Raw genomic sequence first — 19830 nt, 5'->3', positions numbered from 1 at the left:
CTACCACTCGGTAGGCAAGGGGTCGGGCGCATGGCATGATGCGACTGAATCATGAGCACCGACGTCGAAGACAAGCTGCGCGCGCTGCGCGACCAGTACGCCCGTCACCTGCCGGACAAGGTCGCCACCTTTCGCGCCAAGTGGCAGGCGGCCTGCGAACGGCCCGACGATCCCGGCCCCTTCCGCCATCTGCTGCGGGAGCTGCACACCCTGGCCGGCGCCGGCGCCAGCTTCGGCTTTCCCCGGGTGAGCCGCCTGGCGCGGCTCGCCGAACAGTGCCTGCAGCGCCATCTCGAGGCACCCGGCGCCCTGGCCCGGCCGGCCGCGCAGGCGGAGATCGGCGAGCTGCTGGCGCGGCTGGCCAACGCCGCCGGGGAAGCCGGCCGCGCCCCGCCGGCCGCGCCCGAGGGCCCCGCCTCGCGCCGCATCCATCTGCACGTGACCGACGCCGGTGAACGGGCGCGGCTGACTCGCCAGCTCGAACTCTACGGCCACGAGGTCGGCCAGTTCGACAGCCTCGCGGCCCTCACCGAAGCCGCCCGGGAAACGCCCCCGGCGCTGCACGTGGTCGAACTGGACGGCGCCTCGGAGCAGGCGCAGGCCCGGCTGCTCCAGGCCATTCGCCACCACGGCCCGGACCGTCCGCTGGTCGTCCTGGCCGGCGAAGCCGATCTGGCACCCCGGCTGCAGGCCGTGCGCCTCGGCGCCGCCGCCTTCTTCCCCCGCCCCGTGGATCCGGACCGCTTCATCGACACGGTGGACAAGCTGCTGCATCTCCAGGCCCAGGATCCCTACCGCGTCCTGATCGTGGACGACGACCACCCGGCCGCGGAACTCTACGCCGGCACGCTCCAGCAGGCAGGCCTGCTCACCCGGGTGGTGACCCGGCCCGAAGCGGTGCTGGAACAGATGCGCGAATTCAACCCGGAGCTGGTGCTGGTGGATCTGAACCTGCCGGGCTGCCACGGCACCGAGCTGGCGGCGGTGATCCGCCAGTGCGAGGCCCACGTGAGCACGCCCATCGTCTTCCTCTCGGCGGAGCGGGACATCGCCTACCAGCTCGAAACCATCCGCCAGGGCGGCGACGATCTGCTGATCAAGCCCATCGCCGCCGCGCACCTGGTCTCGGCCGTGCAGGGCCGCGCCGCCCGCTACCGCCTGCTGCGCTCCTTCATGGTCCGCGACAGCCTGACCGGCCTGTACAACCATGCCAGCACCAAGGAGATGCTGCAGCGGGAACTGGCCCGGGCGCGGCGCAGCGGCTCGCTGCTGAGCTTCGTGATGCTCGACCTCGACCACTTCAAGCAGGTCAACGACCGCCACGGCCATGCGGTGGGCGACGCGGTCCTGCGGCTGCTGGCCCGGACCCTGCGCCAGCGCCTGCGGGCCACCGACATCGTCGGCCGCCACGGCGGCGAGGAGTTCGCGGTGATCCTGCCCGAGTGCACTGCCGAGAACGCGCGCAAGGTGATCGACGGCATCCGCGAACACTTCGCCCGCCTGGCCATTCCGGCCGGCGACGCCACCCTCCAGGTGCATTTCAGCGCCGGCATCGCCGCCTACCCCGAATGGGAGACCGACTACGAATTGAGCGAACAGGCCGATCGCGCCCTGTACGCGGCCAAGGCGGCCGGGCGCAACCGGGTCGAGATCAGTCGCTGAGCCGCGCCACGCAACTCATGCGCATCTGGCCGATGGCCTGGCGCAGGGCCTCGATGGCCTTCGGCCGCGGAAAGGTGGCCCGCCAGGCCAGGGCCACGGTGCGCGAGGGCGGCGTGCCGGCGAAGCGCTTGATGCGCACCAGCCGCTGGGCATACTGCGCGGCGCCCGCGGCGGTGCAGGGCAGCACCGTGACCCCCATGCCCGAGGCCACCATGTAGCGGATGGTCTCGAGGGAACTGCCTTCCAGCATCCGGCCGAGGCCGCCGTCGCCCGCCTGGCCGCAGGCCGGGCAGGCTTCCAGCACCTGGTCGCGGAAACAGTGTCCGGCGCCGAGCATCAGTACCGTCTCCCGGCCCAGATCCTCGGCCGGGATCGCCTCCCGCTCGCGCCAGGGATGGGCATCCGGGATCAGGATCACGAAGGGCTCCCGGTACAGGGGCAGGGTGAGAATGCCCGGCTCGTCGAAGGGCAGGGCGATGAGGATGGCGTCCAGCTCGCCGTGGCGCAGCTTCTCGGCCAGCCGGGCGGTGTAGTTCTCCTCGATGAGCAGCGGCATCTGCGGCGCCCGTTCGTGGAGCACCGGAATCAGGCCGGGCAGCAGATAGGGCCCGATGGTGTAGATGGCGCCCAGGCGCAGGGGCGCGTCGAGCTGGTGCTTGCCGGCCGAGGCGAGCTGGCGGATCTGCTCCACCTCCTCCAGCACCCGCTGGGCCTGTGCGACGATGCGCTCGCCCACCGGGGTCACGGTCACCTCGCTCTTGCGCCGCTCGAACAGGGTCACGCCCAGCTCGGCCTCGAGTTTCTTGATGGCGATGGAGAGGGTCGGCTGGCTCACGTGGCAGGCCGCAGCCGCCTTGCCGAAATGATGTTCGCGGGCCACCGCGACGATGTAACGCAATTCGGTGAGGGTCATGCCGGCATCCTAACAAGCCTATAATGACCGGCACCATGGCCCGCCGCCGATCCGGATCAATGAAACGCCTCCTGCTGCTCGTGTGCCTCCTGCTGCCCCCGCTGCCCGGCCTCGCCGGGGGCGAGGCGCGCAGCATCCCGGCCGGCGAAACCGACTTCGAGGTGGAAGTCTTCCCGGCCAAGGCCGGCCCGCGGCTGTTGTGGTTCCCGCCGGCCACCGGCTTCGGCGAGGCCCAGCGGCGCATCGCCGCGAGCCTGGCGCAACGGGGCATCGAGGTCTGGCTGGTGGACCTGTTCGCCAGCTACTTCCTGCCCACGGTGGCCAGCAGCCTGGCGAAGATCCCGGCCGCCGACGTCGCCGCGCTGATCGATGCCGCCGGCGGCAACGGCCGGCGCCTGTTCCTGTTCGGCAGCGGCCGGGGCAGCCTGCCGCTGCTGCGCGGGGTCCATGCCTGGCAGCAGGCGCACCCGGATCGGCCGCCGCCGCCCGTGCTGCTGCTCAGCCCCCAGTTCTACGTGGAAACGCCGGACCCGGGCCAGCCCGCCGCGATCCTGCCGGTGGTGCGGCGCACCAACCTGCCCCTGTTCATCCTGCAGCCGAAGAAGTCGCCCTGGTACTGGAAGCTGCCGCAGATCCTGCCGGTGCTGGAAGCGGCCGGCAGCGAGGTGTTCGTGCAGATCCTGCCGGGCCTGCGGGACCGCTTCCACTTCCGGCCCGACGCCACGCAAGCCGAGCAGGCCGCGGCGCAACGGCTGCCCGGCTGGATCGCCCGCGCCATGCGCCTGCTCGGGCGCCTGCCCGCCCGCGTGCGGCCCGTGCGGGCGCTGGACGCCGCGCCGCCCGTCCCGCCCGAAGGCAAGAAGGCACGCCACCTGCGCCCCTGGCAGGGCGATCCCACGCCCCCCGCGCTCGCGCTGCCGGATCTCGACGGGCGCCTCCACCGCCTCGCCGACTACCGCGGCCGGGTGGTGCTGGTGAACTTCTGGGCCAGCTGGTGCCCGCCCTGCGTGCACGAGATGCCCTCCATGCAACGCCTGGCCGACGCCTTCGCCGGCCGCCCCTTCACCATCCTGGCGGTGAACATGGCCGAGGACGAAGCCACCATCCGCCGTTTCCTGCGCGAGAAGGTGAAGGTGCGCTTCCCCATCCTCCTGGATCGCGACGGCGCCGCCCTCCGGCGCTGGCAGGTCTTCGCCTTTCCCACCAGCTACCTCCTCGACCGTCAGGGCCGCATCCGCTATGCCCTGTTCGGGGCCATCGACTGGGACACGCCCGAAGTCAGGCGCCTCGTGGAAACCTTGCTGGTGGAATAGGCCTTTTTGCCGGCTCCGCTACGCTTGAGCCGGCCTGCCCCGCGTGTGGCGGCCGGCGCGGCGCCCTGTGCGTTGGAACATCATTCACCCAGCCAGTCCCGCGGCCGCAGGTAGTTCTCATACAGATCCGCTTCCGGCGTGCCGGGTTCGGGTTGCCAGCCATAGCGCCAGCGCACCAGCGGCGGCAGGGACATGAGGATGGATTCGGTGCGCCCGCCGCTCTGCAGGCCGAACAGGGTGCCCCGGTCGTAGACCAGGTTGAACTCCACGTAGCGGCCGCGGCGGTAGAGCTGGAAGTCGCGCTGGGCGTCGGTGTAGGGGGCGGCCTTGCGCCGTTCCACGATCGGCACGTAGGCCGGCAGATAGTGATCGCCCACGCTTCTCAAAAAGGCGAAGCTCTTCTCGAAACCCCATTCATTCAGATCATCGAAGAACAGACCGCCCACGCCGCGGGTCTCGCCGCGGTGTTTCAGGAAGAAATATTCGTCGCACCACTTCTTGAAGCGCGGATAGACCTTCTCGCCGAAGGGATCGCAGGCGGCCTTCGCCGTGCGATGCCAGTGCAGCACGTCCTCGTACACCGGGTAGTAGGGGGTGAGATCGAAGCCGCCGCCGAACCACCAGACCGGCTCGGCGTCCTCCTTCTCGGCCACGAAGAAGCGCACGTTGGCATGGGAGGTGGGCACGTGGGGATTGCGCGGGTGGATCACCAGCGACACGCCCATGGCCTGGAAGCGGCGCCCGGCCAGCTCCGGCCGGTGGGCGGTGGCTGAGGGCGGCAGCTGCGCGCCGGTGACGTGGGAGAAATTGATCCCGGCGCTCTCGAACACCGCGCCTTCGCTCATCACGCGGGTGCGGCCCCCGCCGCCGATCCCCTGCGAACCGTCGCGCTGCCAGTCGTCCTCGAGAAAACGGCCTTCGCCGTCCACGGAGGCCAGTTCCGAAACGATCCGGTCCTGCAGTTCGATGAGGTAGTCGCGGACGGCCTGAATGTCGGTTTCGTTCATCGATAAGCCTTTGAGGGCAGAGTAAAGTTGACAAGATACAAGAGAAAAGGGCCAAGTGCTGCAGCCCTCGTCTTGTCTCTTTACGCCTGTATTTTTTCTCCGGGCTGTTTCAGCCCTGGCGCAAAACCCGGCCGCTAAGCGCGTCGCGGATTTCGGATGGCCGTTCGCGGCCGCCGGTCTCGCCCGGCAGGATGAAATCCACGCCCTCGCCAAAGCGTTCGCGCACCTCGGCCTCGGTGCGCGCCGGTGCCGCGCCGCTGCGGTTGGCGGAGGTGGAGACGACGGGCCCACCGAATGCCTCGCACAGCGCCACCACCAGGGGATGATCGCTGACGCGCACCGCGAGGGTGTCGTGCCCGCCGCGCAACAGGGGAGACACATCCCCTGCCGCCGGCCAGACCCAGGTCACCGGTCCCGGCCAGGTGGCGAGCACGGCCGCCTCCCGTTCCGGCGGCAGCGGTTGCAGATACGGGCGCAACTGTTCAAAGGTGGCCGCGACGAGGATCAGGCCCTTGCGCGCCGGCCGGCCCTTCAGTTCCAGCAGGCGCTGCAGGGCCGCCGCGTTGCGCGGATCGCAACCGAGGCCCCAGACCGCTTCGGTGGGGTAGGCGATCACGCCGCCGGCGCGCAGGGCGGCAACGGCCCGGGTAATGGATGTGTCCGTCATGGCACGTTTCACGTAGGCGCGGCGCAAGCCGCGATGAACAGGGCCGAGGGACGAGGGCCAAGTGGCGAGGATAATCGAAGTCATGAAACGAAAGCCGTTACTCGGCCCTCGGCCCTCGCCACTCGTCCCTGCATTGTTCGCGGCTCGCGCCGCTCCTACATACCTGCTTTTTCTACGCCAGCTGCTTCTGCAGCTCGGCGTCTTTCTTCCGCACCGCCTCGGCATTGGCTTCGCGTTCTTCCTTCAGGCGCGCGGCCACGTTCGCATCGGCCACGCCGATGATCTGGGCGGCGAGGTAGGCGGCATTCTTGGCCCCGGCCTTGCCGATGGCCACGGTGGCCACGGGAATCCCGCCCGGCATCTGCACCGTGGACAGCAGCGCGTCCATGCCCTTGAGGGGACCGCCGTCCATGGGCACGCCGATCACCGGCTTGAGGGTGTGGGCGGCCACGGTGCCGGCCAGGTGGGCGGCCAGGCCGGCGGCGGCGATGAACACGGCACAGCCGCGCGACTCGGCGTCGGCGATGTAGTTTCGGGTGTCCTCGGGGGTGCGGTGGGCGGAGGTGATCTTCACCTCGCAGGCCACGCCCAGCGACTTGAGGGTATCCAGGGTGGCCTGCATCACGGGCAGATCCGAATCGGAACCCATGAGCACGGCGACGAAAGTAGTGTTGGACATGCGATGTTCTCCGGCAGTGGTTGTCGGGGAGGGGATGGATGCGGGGCCAGGCCCGCGCTTATTCGTTGACGGCCTCCGAAGGCGCTTCGACCTGTTCGCTGTAACCGCATTCCTTGCGCGGGCAGACCTTCTCGGTGCCGTTGCGCTTGGTGGTCTTGAGGGTCAGCATGGGCCAGCCGCAGTCGGGGCAGGGTTCGTCCAACGGCGGGTTCCAGACCGCATAGCGGCAGTCGGGATAGCGCGAGCAGGAATAGAAGATCTTGCCGCGCCGCGACTTGCGCTTGAGCATCTGCCCTTCGTGACATTCGGGGCAGGCCACGCCCGTGTCTTCGGGCTTCTCCAGCGGTTCGATGTGCTTGCACTCGGGATAGCCGGAACAGCCGATGAACTTGCCGTAACGGCCGTGGCGGATGATCAGATCCTTGCCGCATTCGGGACACTTTCGATCCGCGACCACCTCCGGCTCGGTACTGGCGTCCTCGCCCAGGTTGCGGGTGTAGTCGCACTCGGGATAGTTGTCACAGCCGATGAAGCGGCCACGCCGGCCGAGGCGGATGGAGAGCGGACCGCCGCACTTGGGACATTTTTCGTCGAGCTGCTCGCGGGTGACGTCCTTGCGGTCGACGTTCTTGTCCTTGTCTTCCACCAGATCCTTGAACGGCTGCCAGAATTCGCGCAGGGTGGGCACCCATTCCTTCTCGCCGCGGGCGATGGCGTCCAGGTCGTCCTCCAGGTGGGCGGTGAAGTCGTAGTCCACGTACTTCGGAAAGTGCTCGGTGAGGAACTTGTTGACCACCCGGCCCACGTCGGTGGGCACGAAGCGCTTCTTGTCCATGGTCACGTATTCCCGTGACTGCAGGGTGGAGATGATCGAGGCATAGGTGGATGGCCGGCCGATGCCGTATTCCTCCAGCGCCTTGACCAGGCTGGCCTCGGTGTAGCGCGGGGGCGGCTCGGTGAAGTGCTGCTCGGTGATCAGGCGCCGCAGCGCCAGGGTGTCGCCCTCGGTCATGGGCGGCAGCAGGCGATCCTTGTCGTCCTTCGGCTTGCTGTCGTCGGCGCCCTCCTGATAGACGGCCATGAAGCCGGGCGAGACGAGGGTGGAGCCGGTGGCGCGGAACAGGTTGCCCTCGCCGGCGGCCAGATCCACCGCCACCGTGTCCATGGTGGCATGGATCATCTGGCAGGCCACGGTGCGCTTCCAGATCAGCTCATAGAGGCGGAACTGATCCCGGGTCAGGTGCGACTTGATGGCCTCGGGCTCATGCCGGACCGAGGTGGGGCGGATGGCCTCGTGGGCCTCCTGGGCATTCTTCGACTTGGTCTTGTAGACCCGCGGCTTGGGCGGCAGGTTGTCGGGCCCGTATTTTTCCTGGATGTAGGCACGCAGCTCGTCGAGCGCCTCGTTGGCCAGGTTCACCGAGTCGGTCCGCATGTAGGTGATGAGGCCCACGGTCTCGCCGCCGATGTCGATGCCCTCGTAGAGCTGCTGGGCGATGCTCATGGTCTTCTTGGCGGTGAAGCCGAGCTTGCGCGAGGCCTCCTGCTGCAGCGTGGAGGTGGTGAAGGGCGCGGCCGGATTGCGCTTGCGCTTCTTCTTCTCCACCCTGGCCACCACCAGCTTGCCGGCGGCGGCGTCCCGCAGGGCCGTTTCGGCATCCTTCGCCTTGCGTTCGTTGTCGAGGGTGAACTGGCTGACCTTCTTGCCCTTGAGCTGGGTGAGCTTGGCAGTGAAGGTCTGCTTGTGGGCTTCGGCCTCGGCCTCGATGGTCCAGTATTCGCGCGGCTTGAACTTCTCGATCTCCTCCTCGCGCTCGACGATCAGGCGCAGGGCCGGGCTCTGCACGCGGCCGGCCGACAGGCCGCGGCGGATCTTCTTCCACAGCAGGGGCGAGAGGTTGAAGCCCACCAGGTAGTCGAGCGCGCGGCGGGCGAGCTGGGCGTGGATCAGATCCTCGGACAGTTCACGCGGATGGGCCACGGCCTCGTTGACCGCCCGCTTGGTGATCTCGTTGAAGGCCACCCGGCCCACCTGCTTGCCGTCGAGCAGGCCGCGATCCTTGAGGATTTCGTACAGGTGCCAGGAGATGGCCTCGCCCTCGCGATCCGGGTCGGTGGCCAGATACAGGGCATCGGCCTTCTTCAGCGCCTTGGCGATGGCGTCCACGTGTTTTTCGTTCTTGTCGATGAGCCGGTACTTCATGGCGAAGTCGTGCTCGGGATCCACCGCGCCCTCCTTGGGGAGCAGATCGCGCACGTGACCATACGAGGCAAGGACGTTGAAGTCCTTGCCCAGGTATTTCTTGATGGTCTTGGCTTTCGCCGGCGACTCAACGATGACCAGATTCTTTGCCATTTATCCTGTCTGCAAATTCAATGTGCCAGAAATGCGTGTGCCCGCAAGGCTGCGGGCACGGGGATCGGCCGGACGGGATGGCAGCCCGTCAGTGCACGATGACGGGGGTCTCGTCATACACCAGATCCTCCATCCAGGCGTAGGCGCCCTCGCGCCCCGGCTGGTTGAACAGCACCATGAGGATCACCCACTTGAGCTGTTCCAGATCGATCTCCTCGGCATCCAGGGCCATGATGCGATCGATCACCATCTCGCGGGTCAGGTGATCCAGCACCCCGGCCTGCTCCAGGAACAGGATGAAGCCGCGGCATTGCCGATCCAGCTTCTCCTGCTCGGCGGCCGTGTACAGCCGCAGGGAGGCGGCATTGACCGGGGCCAGCCCGGCCTGGCGCTCCTGCAGGTGGGCCAGGCCCTCGAGCCAGTCGAAGGCCTTGCTAATCTCCACCGCCTGGAACCCGGCTTCCTGCAGCTCGACGCGCAGGGATTCCTCGTCGGTATCGATTTCGATCTCGTCGTTCATGTAGTTTTCGAACAGGTACATCAGTACGTCGAGCACGTTTTCTTTCATCAATCGGTTCCTGGCCTGTGGCGTGTGCGGCAATAATGCCCACTGGACGTGGAGGCAATCAAGCCCTGCAATTCCAGTACCAAGAGCATGGAGCAAACGGCATCCGTCGTCAATCCGCTGCGCTCGACCACCGTGTCGACGGCGGTCGGCTCGTCGCCGATACTGGCCAGAACGCGGGCGTACTCCGGGTCCGGCTTCCAAGATGAGACCGCCTCCGGGGCCGATGGTTCCGGGGCCGGCAGGGGGCCGGCGAAACCGCCCAGTTCCTCGAAGATGTCGGCGGCGGTCTCCACCAGCTTGGCCCCCTGGCGGATCAGCGCGTTGCAGCCCCGCGCCTGGGGATTGTGGATGGAGCCGGGCACTGCGAACACCTCCCGGCCCTGCTCCGCCGCGCAGCGGGCGGTGATCAGGGAGCCGGAACGCAGCGCCGCCTCGATCACCAGCACCCCCAGCGAGAGCCCGGCGATGATCCGGTTGCGGCGCGGGAAATTGCCCGGGCGGGGCGAGGTTCCAAGGGGGAATTCGCTGACGATCGCCCCATTTTCGGCGATCTTGTGCGCAAGTTTCCGGTGTCTTGCCGGATAGACCCGGTCTGCGCCGGTGCCCGAGACGGCCACCGTGAGCCCGCCGGCGGCCAGCGCCCCCGCGTGGGCCGCGCCGTCCACCCCCAGCGCCAGGCCGGAGGTGACCACCAGCCCGTTGCCGGCCAGGTGGCGGGCGAACTCGCGGGCGGTCTCCCGCCCGGCGGGGGTGGGATTGCGGCTGCCCACCAGGGCAAGCTGCTTGCGTCCCAGCACCTCCGGCTCGCCGATCACGTACAGCAGGGGCGGCGGATCGGGAATGTCCCGCAGCAGGGCCGGATAGGCCGGATCGTCGAGACTCAGCAGGTGGTTGCCGGGCCGGGCCTGCCATTCCAGGGCCGCCTCGACGGCTTCGGGATCCGGCCGGCGCAGGAAATCCACCGCCGCGTCATCCAGCCCCGCCTCGCGCAGGGCCTGCCGATCGGCCTCGAGCACCGCCCGTGGCCCGCCGAAGCGCTCCCGCAGACGGCGCACGGCCACCGGCCCCACGCCGGGAGCCAGGCTCAGGATCAGCCAGGGTTGCAGTCGATCAACGGATTCCAAGTGCCGCTTCCGTGGGCTTCTTTCGAGGGGTTGGCGGGGATTCTAGCACCGATGGGGGAACGGCTGCGGCGGAACACGCCATGCAGGAGCGGCGCAAGCCGCGACCATGCAGGGACGAGGACCAAGGGCCGAGCCCTTGTAGGTCGGCCTTCAGGCCGACATGTCGGGCTAATACCCAAGGGGCACGCCGCGCCCGACCCACCGCGCCGATTTTTTGCAACGATCAGGTTTTTCCTCGGCCCTCGGGCCTCGTCACTCGTGCCTGCCTGGTCGCGGCTTGCGCCGCTCCTACAGGAGGCTGGCGGGTCCTGTCCCCGGCTCCCCGCGACCCTCCATCAGGGATTGGCCACGTAATCACCCACGTGCATGGCCCGTTCAGCCTTCATGACGAGGCCGTAGCTGACTTTGTCGTAGACGCGGAACACCATCAGCACGCCGGCCCGTTCCGAGGGGAGCTGGATCTTCTCGTGACGTGGCGAGTAGGGATCGCGCACCGTCGCGCCCTTCTGGTTCACGGCCAGCACGTGACCGGGCTTGATGCCGTCGCGTTCGCCGACGTTGAGCACCACCACGTTGTACTGGCCGATCTGGGAGACACCGTTGAACACGGCGATGATCCGGCCCTGGACCGTGCGCTCGGGCGGATAGGGGAAGAAGTTGAACTGCAGCGATTCCTGCTCGCTCGGCAGCAGGTAGTAGCCATCGAGCACCTCGCCCCGGGCGTTGCTCAGCACCAGGGTGGCCGGATCGCCGAGCCGGGTCACCCGCCCCTGGGCCACGGTCACCACCTCGTAGCCGAGGATCTCGCCGCTGTCGGGATCGGTGTAGGTGGCGCCGGGCTTGACCACGTCATACACGGGGATGGTCCGGCTGGTGAGGTTCTTGGCATACACCGTGTGGCCGGTGGCGAAGATCAGATGCCCGTCCCGGCTGGAGACGATGTAGGGGGCCCGATCCAGCTCGTCCTTGCTCACCACCCGCGGCGAGTAGAGGAACGGCTCGAGCAGGCTGCGCGGAATCACCTCGATGGCCTTGTCCAGCGGCTCCACCCGCACCTGCGGCTTGAGCTTGACGGTCTTGATCCCCTTGGGGGGAGCGATGCCGCCGACGCCCTCGAGGGTCAGGTAGGGCTTGCCCTCCACCCAGTGCAGACGGATCACGTCGCCGGGGTAGATGAGATGGGGGTTGCGGATCTCCGGGTTGACGTGCCAGATCTCGGGCCACTGCCAGGGATTCTTGAGGAAGCGGGCGGCGATGTCCCACAGGGTGTCGCCCTTCTTGACCACGTAACGGTCGGGCACCGTGTCGTTGACCTTCACCGCCGGCGCGGGGGCGGGCGGCGGCGGGGGCGCGGGTTCCGGCTCCGGTTCGGCCTGCTGTGCGGGGATCGGCTCGGGCGCGGGCGGCGGCGCCTTGGGGGCGCTGGCGCAGGCGGCCAGGAGGGCGGTCAGGGATAGAATCGGCAGGAGGCGTGTCAAAGCAGGACCGGAAGGTTTATTATTTGGCATGGGTCATCCTGTTACAGGGCCGGTTTGTCGAGTGTAGACGCTGAGTCCGCAGACCTCAAATCCGGGCAGCGCGATCATCCTGTAGATTTATCATGATGTTAGCAGCTTTTTTTACTCTTGTACTGGAAGTATAGCGCGAAATCGTATGGCGAAACTGAATATTTTGCACTGGCCGGACGACCGGCTGCGGATCAAGGCCGCGCCGATCGAGAACGTGGACGGGCGCATCGCCACCATGGTGGACGACATGCTCGAGACCATGTACGCCGCGCCCGGCATCGGCCTGGCGGCCACCCAGGTGGACTTCCACCAGCGGCTGATCGTGATCGACACCTCGGAGGAGAAGAACCGGCCCCTGGTGCTGATCAATCCGGAAATCGTCGAATCGGAAGGCGAGCAGGCCATCGACGAGGGCTGCCTGTCGGTGCCCGGCATCTATGAACCGGTAAAGCGGGCGCAGCACGTCCTCGTGCGGGCCGTCGACCGGGAAGGCAACCCCTTCGAGATCGAGGCCGAGGATCTGCTGGCCGTGTGCATCCAGCACGAGATGGATCACCTCGAGGGCAAGTTGTTCGTCGACTACCTCTCCCAGCTCAAGCGCCAGCGGATCCGCAAGAAGCTGCAGAAACAGCAGAAGCTGGCCGCCGGCTGATCCCGCTGTGAGCGATCCGAAACGCCCCTCCGCCCTGCGGGTGGCCTTCGCCGGCACGCCCGACTTCGCTGCCACCGCCCTGGCCGCCCTGCTGGCCAGCCCCCACGAACTCGCGGGCGTGTGGACCCAGCCCGACCGCCCCGCCGGCCGTGGCCGCAAGCGGCGTCCGAGCCCGGTCAAGCAGCTCGCCCTCGCGCACGACATTCCCGTCCACCAGCCCGAGAGCCTGCGCGATCCCGAGGCCGTGGCCGAACTGGCCCGGCTGGAGCCGGACGTGCTGGTGGTGGCCGCCTACGGGCTGCTGCTGCCGCCGGACGTGCTCGAGATCCCGCGCCTGGGCTGCCTCAACATCCATGCCTCGCTGCTGCCCCGCTGGCGCGGCGCCGCGCCCATCCAGCGGGCGATCCTGGCCGGCGATCGGGAGACGGGGATCACCATCATGCAGATGGACGCGGGGCTGGACACGGGCGACATGCTGCTGCAGAAGGCCGTGCCCATCGGCCCGCGCGAGACCGGCGGCAGCCTGCACGACAGGCTGGCGACCCTCGGCGCCGAGGCCATCGTGGAGGCCCTGGCCGATCCGGACGGGCTGGTTGCCGAGCCCCAGGACGCGGCGCTGGCGACCTACGCGGCAAAACTGCGCAAGGAAGAGGCCCGAATCGACTGGTCGAAACCGGCCGCGGTCCTTGACCGGCAGATCCGCGCCTTCGACCCCTGGCCGGTGGCCCACACCAGCATCGACGGCCAGCCCCTGCGCATCCACGCCGCCCTGCCGCTGGACGAACCCGCCGCCGAAGCGCCCGGCACCGTTACCGCCGTCTCCCGCGACGGCATCGACGTGGCCACCGGCGAAGGCACCCTGCGCCTGTTGCGCCTGCAACCGGCCAATGCCAGGGCGATGAGCGTGCAGGATTTGCTCAACGGCCGGCCGGATCTGATTCGGGAAGGGACGAAGCTGGGGAAATAGACATCCCGTAAGCCGGCTCCTTTCCCTGCCTTTAGGCCGGATCCACCGGCACCAGATCGTTGATCACGTCGCGCACGCCGTCGATGTACCAGGCATCGCATTCGGCGAGGAATTTCTGCCGGCCGGTGGGGATGCCGCCGCTGAGGGTGATCACCGCCTCCTTGCAGGTGAGGGTCACGTCCGCCGTGTCCACGGCATGATCCTTCTCCAGGGCCAGCTCCACGGCATCGAGGATCTCGCCGTCGTTGTCCTCTTCCGGGGGCACCACTTCGAGATGGTTGGCCACGTCCTGGCTGCCGGCCACCCACCAGGCCAGCAGGCCGGCCAGGCGCCGGTGGCTGAGACTGTTCACCCGCCCGCCGAGGATCACCCGGCCCGGGGCTTCCACCGAGACGAGGATCTCGCCGGCCGCCTCGGCCGGGTCACGATCCACTTCCTGCTCGTCCTTCTTGTTGATGGTGACGATCCGGTAGTTGCACAGGGCCGGTTCCGCGATCAGGGCGTCGCGCACGTGCTGCAGGATCTCGTCGATCCCCATGGCGCCGGCCGGCTCGACGAGCAGGTCGTCGATCACCTCCCGCACGCCGGGCACCGCCCGGGCGTCCAGCACGGCCCGCCGCTTGGCGGCGATGTTCTCCACCGTGCCGCTCAGGGTCACCACGTCGCCCTCGGCGTGGATCCCGAGGGGGTAACGGTGCAGATTGACCCGCTTGTCCACTTCCAGGGCGGCCTGCACCCGCTTTTCCAGTTCCCGGTTCTCGCTCATCGGTGATCGTCCTCGCGTGCTGTGATGGTGGGCTAACGCTGTGTATGGGGGAGGCGGGGACGGGAATCAAGCGTCGGCTGCCGGGAGTTGAACAGGCAAGGAAGGCCGCTATTTGTCTATTTGCTCTGGAACTCGAAGGCGTCCGAGTAGTAGTGCGCGAGATCGAGGCCGTGCTGTGGGAAGGCCTGCTTGCCGGCCTCGACCATGGCCGGCGGGCCGGCAGCGTAGATGTCGAAGCCGGAGAGATCGGGATGATCGGCGATGATGGCTTCGTGCACCAGGACCGTGCGGCCGGTCCAGCGATCCTCGGCGGTGGGGGCGGAGAGCACCGGCACATAGGTGAAGTTGGCGTGCTCGGCGGCCATGTGCTCGCACCAGTCGTGCATGTAGAGGTTCTCGCGGGTGCGGGCGCCCCAGTAGAGGGTCATGGGGCGGTCCAGGCCGATGTCGATGGCGTGTTCGATCATCCCCTTGATGGGCGCGAAGCCGGTGCCGCCGGCCATGAACAGGATGTCGCGGGGTGAATCCTCGCGCAGGTAGAACTGGCCATGGGGACCCTCGATGCGCAGAATGTCGCCCACCTTCATCTTGTCGAAGACCTCGGTGGTGAACTCGCCGCCTTCGATGTGGCGGATGTGCAGCTCGAGCAGATCATCCTTCTCCGGCGCGTTGGCCAGGGAGAAGCTGCGCTTGCGGCCGTCCTTGAGCAGGATGTGGATGTACTGCCCGGCCAGGAACTGCATGCGTTCGGCCTCCGGCAGCTTGAGCTTGAGCAGCATCACGTCTTCGTTGAGCCGCTGCATGACCTCGATGCGGCAGGGGAAGGTCTTGACGGTGATCTCCGCCGGCGATTCCACCTCCTTCGATTCGATCACCAGATCCGAGTCGGCCTGCGCCAGGCACAGGGCGGCCATGCCCACCGCGGCCTCTTCCTCGCTGAGGCTGGGCGGCAGTTCGCCGTCGGGATAGTGGATCCGGCCCTCGACGATCTTGGCCAGACAGGCGCCGCAGGCGCCGCTGCGGCAGCCGTAGGGCAGCACCACGCCCTGGCGCAGGGCGGCATCGAGGATCGATTCGTTGGCCTCGACGGTGAAGGTGTGACCGCTGGGCTCGACTTTGACGGAGAAACTCATGAAAATACTCGGATATCGATGACAGGCGCGGCATTATCCCCCAAATGAATCCCGCAGTAAAAGATCCCCAACGGGTACTCATCGTCGGCTGTGGCGATCTGGGCCGGCGGGTGGGCCGCCTGTGGCGGGAACGGGGTGTCTCCGTCACCGGCCTGGCGCGCCGGGAGGAGACGCTCGGCGCCATGCAGGCCGCGGGCCTCACGCCGTTGCGGGGCGATCTGGACGACCCGTCCGATCTGCCGCCACTGAACATCGCCGACGGCTTCGTCTATCACTTCGCGCCCCCGCCGGGGCAGGGGCGGACCGATCCGCGCCTGGGCAAGCTGCTCGAGCACCTCGCTGCCAGGCCCCTGCCGCGGCGCTTCGTGCTCCTGAGCACCTCCGGCGTGTACGGCGACCGGGGCGGGGCCCTGGTGAGCGAGTCGGACCCGCCCGCCCCCGGCACCGATCGGGGCCATCGGCGGCTGGATGCCGAACGGCGCCTGCAGGCCTTCGCCGAGGCCACCGGGGTCGAGACCGTGATCCTCCGGGTCGGCGGGATCTACGGTCCGGGCCGCCTGCCCGAGCGGCGCCTGCGGGCCGGCACGCCCATCGTCCCGCCCGGGCAGGCGCCGCGCACCAACCGCATCCACGTGGACGATCTGGCCGCGGTGTGCGTGGCCGCCGCGCGGCGCGGCCGCGCGGGCGCGATCTACAACGTGAGCGACGGCAGCGACAGCAGCATGACCGACTACTTCGACGCGGTGGCCGACTTCCTCGGCCTGCCCCGTCCGCCGCGCATCGACCGCGACGAGGCCCTGCGCACCCTGAGTCCGGGCATGGTCTCCTATCTGCGGGAATCCCGGCGGCTGGACTGCCGCAGGATGCGCGAGGAACTGGGCGTGCGGCTGCGCTATCCCGATCTGGCCAGCGGCCTGGCCGCCTGCCGGGAGGCCTGACTCAGTCGGACAGCTTGCCAAGGTCGATGAACTCGGCCTCGGCCTCCGGCGAGCCGGCCGGTGGCGGCGCGGCCTCCGGCTTCGGCTCGAGCCGCTGGGCCATGGCCCGCACGTCACGCTCCAGGGCATCGAGCCGGGCGACGATCACGTCCGACATCTGCTGCAGTTCCCGGAACTTGGCCCGGGCCTGTTCGCGCCGCTGTTCCTGTTTCTTCCGGCTGTCGAAAATCCGGGCGATGAAGCCTTCCCTTTCGCGGCTGAACAGCAGCTCGAAGATCTCCTGGTAGATGGCGTGCAGCCTGTCGTGGGGCGCCTCGATGGCCTGGTAGCTGGGCAGGCTGGCGAGCTTGCGGCCGTCGCCGTAGTACCACTTGCCGAAGATGCAATCGGTGTGTTTCACCGGCACCTTGTCCTTGTCCACGGGCTTGCCGTCGATGAGAGCCCGGGCGCGGTTGACCCAGCCAAGGTGGGCGCTCTTGGCGGTGCGCAGACGATCGAGAATCTCGCGGGTATCCATGCATGCTTCCTTCTTTGACTTCCTGATGCCGATGCCGGTCGCTGGCCTTATCGGCAGTTCTGACAGTTCCTTGAACAGCGGAGGGAGGGGATTACCTTATACCCGAATCCCGGCGTCCCGGGACGGACAGGCGGAAGATTTTGCGTTTGTGACAGTTGGCAAATCCCCGGGCTCAGCGCCCGGGCGGGAACCGCGCCAGAATGGTATCCACGATACGGCGGATTTCCCGCTTCGATTCCTCCGGCGTGCGGCTGCCGCTCTCGGAGAGCCGCTGGCTGGCGGTGCCGCGCCAGATCAGGGTCTTGTCGGGGGCGAGAATGTCGATGGTGAGCACGCCTTCCTCGTAGCTGGCCACGTCGTAAACGGGATAGCCGTAGGCCATGCCGATGCCGCCATGGCTCCCGTAGGTGCCGATGCCGAGGCCGATGGTCAGGCCGCCGCTGCTCTCCACGCCCTGTCTGAGTCCGAGCTGGAAGCTGGCGAGGAAATCGGGATCCTTCTTCACTTCGCGATAGCCCCGGGCCCGCAGCGCCTGGCGCAGGACGGTCCGGATGCGGTCGATCAGCAGGGGATTGTCGAGGCGCGGATCGTCCGTGCGCGGCGGCGGGGGCGGCAGCAGGGCGAAGGTGCGCAGGCGGCTGAAATCCACCCGCTCGTCATAGTCCACCGCCACCGGCGTGGTGCAGGCGGCCAGCAGGAATGCCCAGAACAGGGGCCACAGGAGGCGCATCGGTCTTCTCCGGTTCAGGCGGCGGGCTGGCTGCGCTTGCTGCGCAGCCAGCGCACCAGCGGCTCCCATTGTTCCCGATCCTGCCAGGTCTGGGAAGGGGCCATCTCGAAGATGCCGATGCCCTTCTCCTGGGCGCGGATGTAGTTCTGGGTGTCGCGCAGGGAGGTGACGAAGGGGATCTTCAGGCTTTTGAGGAAGGCGTGCAGGCTGTGATAGACCAGGGTGTGCTCGCGCACCCGGTTGGCCACCACCGCCACCCGGGTCTGCTGGCGCGAGACCCGGCCCGAGGTCAGCAACACCTTCATGAAATCGGCCGCGGCGCGGATGTCCACCGGCGAGGGCAGCACCGGCACGACGAGGGTCTGCACCCGGCGCACCAGCCCCGCCAGCTCCGCCCCCTGCACCCGCGCCGGCGCGTCCATGATCATCACCTCGGTCTCCTTCGGCGGCCGGACCAGGCTGCGAAAGGCCGCGATCCCGTGGATCGGCGGCCACTCGGCACTGCGCGCCTCCAGCCAGGCCAGCGCAGAGGCCTGCGGATCGAAATCCACCAGCGCCACGCGCTGCCCCCGCTCCCAGGCGTAATAACTGGCCAGATTGGTGGCAATGGTGGTCTTGCCGCAACCGCCCTTGGCGTTCAGGACCATGATCGTGCGCATCGATGTTCCCTTGTCGTGACTCGGTGGAAAGAACGCAGAGGCCGCAGAGGCGCCGAGGTCGCGGAGAAGAAATTATGAGGGATAACCGCTTTCGCTGTACAGCAGCACAAAACAAGTCTCAATAAACTCTGCGCTCTCTGCGTCTCTGCGGCCTCTGCGTTACTTTCCAGTGTCGCCTGCAAGAATCCCGAGTTCGTTCCAGATGGCATCCACCCGTTCCTTGACCGCCGGGTCCATGACGATGGGGCGGCCCCATTCGCGGGTGGTTTCGCCGGGCAGCTTGTGGGTGGCGTCGAAGCCGATCTTGCCGCCCAGGCCGGAGACGGGGGAGGCGAAGTCGAGGTAGTCGATGGGGGTGTGTTCGACCAGGGTGGTGTCGCGTACCGGGTCCATGCGCGTGGTCATGGCCCAGATCACGTCTTCCCAGTTGCGGATGTCGATGTCGTCGTCGGTGACGATCACGAACTTGGTGTACATGAACTGGCGCAGGAAGGACCACACGCCCATCATCACCCGCTTGGCGTGGCCGGGGTATTGTTTCTTCATGCTCACCACCGCCATGCGGTAGGAACAGCCCTCGGGCGGCAGGTAGAAGTCGGTGATCTCGGGAAACTGCTTCTGCAGCAGGGGCACGAACACCTCGTTGAGGGCCACGCCGAGGATCGCCGGCTCGTCGGGCGGACGGCCGGTATAGGTGCTGTGATAGATGGGGTTGTCGCGCATGGTGATGCGCTCGATGGTGAACACGGGGAAGCGTTCCACCTCGTTGTAGTAGCCGGTGTGATCGCCGAAGGGCCCTTCGTCGGCCTCCTCGCCGGGATGGATGACGCCCTCGAGGACGATCTCGGCCGAGGCCGGCACCTGCAAATCGGAACCCAGGCACTGGACCACCTCGGTCTTGCCGCCGCGCAGCAGCCCGGCGAAGGCGTATTCGGAGAGGGTGTCGGGCACCGGCGTCACGGCGCCGAGGATGGTGGCCGGATCGGCGCCCAGGGCCACGGCCACCGGGAAGGGCTCGCCGGGGTGCGCCTGCTGCCATTCGCGGAAATCGAGGGCGCCGCCGCGGTGGGCCAGCCAGCGCATGATCACCTTGTTGCGGCCGATCACCTGCTGGCGATAGATGCCGAGGTTCTGGCGCGGCTTGTGGGGGCCTCTGGTCACCACCAGCGCCCAGGTGATGAGGGGGCCGGCATCGCCCGGCCAGCAGGTCTGGATCGGCAGGCGGCCCAGGTCCACCTCGCTGCCTTCCAGGACGTGGGTCTGGCAGGGGGCGTTCTTCACCACCTTCGGCGCCATGTTGAGCACCTGCCTGAACACCGGCAGCTTGCGCCAGGCGTCGCGCACGCCGCTGGGCGGCTCGGGTTCCTTGAGAAAGGCCAGCAGGCGGCCCACCTCGCGCAGGTCGGCCAGCGTCTCGCCGCCCATGCCCAGGGCCACCCGCTCCGGCGTGCCGAACAGGTTGCCGAGCACCGGAATGTCGTGGCCCTTCGGGTTCTCGAACAGGATCGCCGGGCCGCCGGCGCGCAGGGTGCGATCGCAGATCTCGGTCATCTCCAGGTGGGGATCGACCGCCTGGCGCACCCGCGCCAGGTCGCCCCGCTGTTCGAGCAGTTGCAGAAAATCGCGCAGATCCCGGTACTTCACGAACGATTCCGTAGTGATGACGTCAGA

The 19830-nt window shown here is 68.0% G+C and carries 19 protein-coding genes; 5 read left to right on the top strand and 14 right to left on the bottom strand.

The window, feature by feature from the left end; all coding sequences use genetic code 11:
* The first annotated feature begins 51 nt into the window (after positions 1 to 51).
* The gene (locus ACZ5BH_RS06545) at positions 52 to 1662 is read left to right on the top strand and encodes a diguanylate cyclase (RefSeq protein WP_464891113.1); all 1611 of its coding nucleotides are present in this window, start codon (positions 52 to 54) and stop codon (positions 1660 to 1662) included.
* Here ACZ5BH_RS06545 and ACZ5BH_RS06540 read toward each other — a convergent pair.
* Positions 1652 to 2575, bottom strand: coding sequence for a LysR substrate-binding domain-containing protein (locus ACZ5BH_RS06540; RefSeq protein ID WP_464891112.1), 924 nt, complete (start codon positions 2573 to 2575; stop codon positions 1652 to 1654). The genes ACZ5BH_RS06545 and ACZ5BH_RS06540 overlap by 11 nt on opposite strands.
* A 59-nt stretch (positions 2576 to 2634) precedes the next feature.
* Here ACZ5BH_RS06540 and ACZ5BH_RS06535 point away from each other — a divergent pair, with 59 nt between their 5' ends.
* Positions 2635 to 3888, top strand: coding sequence for a peroxiredoxin family protein (locus ACZ5BH_RS06535; protein ID WP_464891111.1), 1254 nt, complete (start codon positions 2635 to 2637; stop codon positions 3886 to 3888).
* Between the two features lie 80 nt (positions 3889 to 3968).
* Here the strand turns inward: ACZ5BH_RS06535 and hemF are convergent, their stop codons facing one another.
* The 7 genes from hemF to ACZ5BH_RS06500 all read right to left on the bottom strand — a co-directional run bounded on the left by hemF (position 3969) and on the right by ACZ5BH_RS06500 (position 11767).
* Positions 3969 to 4895 carry an oxygen-dependent coproporphyrinogen oxidase gene (gene hemF, locus ACZ5BH_RS06530; protein ID WP_464891110.1) on the bottom strand — a complete coding sequence of 309 codons (927 nt, stop codon included), beginning with the start codon at positions 4893 to 4895 and terminating at the stop codon, positions 3969 to 3971.
* Between the two features lie 109 nt (positions 4896 to 5004).
* On the bottom strand, positions 5005 to 5562 hold the full coding sequence (gene tsaC / locus ACZ5BH_RS06525; protein WP_464891109.1) for an L-threonylcarbamoyladenylate synthase type 1 TsaC: 558 nt from the start codon (positions 5560 to 5562) through the stop codon (positions 5005 to 5007).
* Between the two features lie 172 nt (positions 5563 to 5734).
* Positions 5735 to 6241, bottom strand: coding sequence for a 5-(carboxyamino)imidazole ribonucleotide mutase (gene purE, locus ACZ5BH_RS06520; RefSeq protein WP_464891108.1), 507 nt, complete (start codon positions 6239 to 6241; stop codon positions 5735 to 5737).
* 58 nt (positions 6242 to 6299) lie between these two features.
* Positions 6300 to 8597: a type I DNA topoisomerase gene (gene topA / locus ACZ5BH_RS06515; RefSeq protein ID WP_464891107.1), complete on the bottom strand. Its 2298-nt coding sequence runs from the start codon at positions 8595 to 8597 to the stop codon at positions 6300 to 6302.
* A gap of 88 nt (positions 8598 to 8685) precedes the next feature.
* Complete coding sequence (locus tag ACZ5BH_RS06510) at positions 8686 to 9165, bottom strand: DUF494 family protein (RefSeq protein ID WP_464891106.1); 480 nt, start codon at positions 9163 to 9165, stop codon at positions 8686 to 8688.
* On the bottom strand, positions 9165 to 10289 hold the full coding sequence (gene dprA / locus ACZ5BH_RS06505; protein WP_464891105.1) for a DNA-processing protein DprA: 1125 nt from the start codon (positions 10287 to 10289) through the stop codon (positions 9165 to 9167). The genes ACZ5BH_RS06510 and dprA overlap by 1 nt, the downstream gene beginning before the upstream one ends.
* A gap of 335 nt (positions 10290 to 10624) precedes the next feature.
* Positions 10625 to 11767, bottom strand: coding sequence for a LysM peptidoglycan-binding domain-containing protein (locus ACZ5BH_RS06500; RefSeq protein ID WP_464891104.1), 1143 nt, complete (start codon positions 11765 to 11767; stop codon positions 10625 to 10627).
* Positions 11768 to 11942: 175 nt separating this feature from the next.
* On the opposite strand from ACZ5BH_RS06500, the gene def reads away from it, so the two are divergent.
* Both def and fmt read left to right on the top strand, forming a co-directional pair.
* Complete coding sequence (gene def / locus ACZ5BH_RS06495; protein ID WP_464891103.1) at positions 11943 to 12449, top strand: peptide deformylase; 507 nt, start codon at positions 11943 to 11945, stop codon at positions 12447 to 12449.
* Positions 12450 to 12456: 7 nt separating this feature from the next.
* A complete protein-coding gene (gene fmt / locus ACZ5BH_RS06490; RefSeq protein ID WP_464891102.1) occupies positions 12457 to 13416 on the top strand; it encodes a methionyl-tRNA formyltransferase in 960 nt (319 codons plus the stop codon).
* Between the two features lie 31 nt (positions 13417 to 13447).
* Here the strand turns inward: fmt and ACZ5BH_RS06485 are convergent, their stop codons facing one another.
* Both ACZ5BH_RS06485 and ACZ5BH_RS06480 read right to left on the bottom strand, forming a co-directional pair.
* The gene (locus ACZ5BH_RS06485; protein ID WP_464891101.1) at positions 13448 to 14182 is read right to left on the bottom strand and encodes a BON domain-containing protein; all 735 of its coding nucleotides are present in this window, start codon (positions 14180 to 14182) and stop codon (positions 13448 to 13450) included.
* A 116-nt stretch (positions 14183 to 14298) separates the two neighbouring features.
* On the bottom strand, positions 14299 to 15315 hold the full coding sequence (locus ACZ5BH_RS06480; protein WP_464891100.1) for a CDP-6-deoxy-delta-3,4-glucoseen reductase: 1017 nt from the start codon (positions 15313 to 15315) through the stop codon (positions 14299 to 14301).
* Between the two features lie 44 nt (positions 15316 to 15359).
* Here ACZ5BH_RS06480 and ACZ5BH_RS06475 point away from each other — a divergent pair, with 44 nt between their 5' ends.
* Positions 15360 to 16253 carry an SDR family oxidoreductase gene (locus ACZ5BH_RS06475; RefSeq protein ID WP_464891099.1) on the top strand — a complete coding sequence of 298 codons (894 nt, stop codon included), beginning with the start codon at positions 15360 to 15362 and terminating at the stop codon, positions 16251 to 16253.
* 1 nt (position 16254) lies between these two features.
* Here ACZ5BH_RS06475 and ACZ5BH_RS06470 read toward each other — a convergent pair whose 3' ends face one another.
* From ACZ5BH_RS06470 to ubiD, 4 genes are all read right to left on the bottom strand, one after another.
* Positions 16255 to 16770 (bottom strand): CZB domain-containing protein, encoded by a 516-nt coding sequence (locus tag ACZ5BH_RS06470; protein WP_464891098.1) that lies wholly within the window; start codon positions 16768 to 16770, stop codon positions 16255 to 16257.
* A 172-nt stretch (positions 16771 to 16942) separates the two neighbouring features.
* Positions 16943 to 17500, bottom strand: coding sequence for a DUF4136 domain-containing protein (locus ACZ5BH_RS06465; protein ID WP_464891097.1), 558 nt, complete (start codon positions 17498 to 17500; stop codon positions 16943 to 16945).
* Positions 17501 to 17514: 14 nt separating this feature from the next.
* The gene (locus ACZ5BH_RS06460; RefSeq protein WP_464891096.1) at positions 17515 to 18159 is read right to left on the bottom strand and encodes a nucleotide-binding protein; all 645 of its coding nucleotides are present in this window, start codon (positions 18157 to 18159) and stop codon (positions 17515 to 17517) included.
* A gap of 159 nt (positions 18160 to 18318) precedes the next feature.
* Positions 18319 to 19803, bottom strand: coding sequence for a 4-hydroxy-3-polyprenylbenzoate decarboxylase (gene ubiD / locus ACZ5BH_RS06455; protein WP_464891095.1), 1485 nt, complete (start codon positions 19801 to 19803; stop codon positions 18319 to 18321).
* Positions 19804 to 19830: the final 27 nt, after the last annotated feature.

The organism is Thioprofundum lithotrophicum, from assembly GCF_055387065.1.
This window is presented reverse-complemented; position numbering and strand designations above follow the sequence as displayed.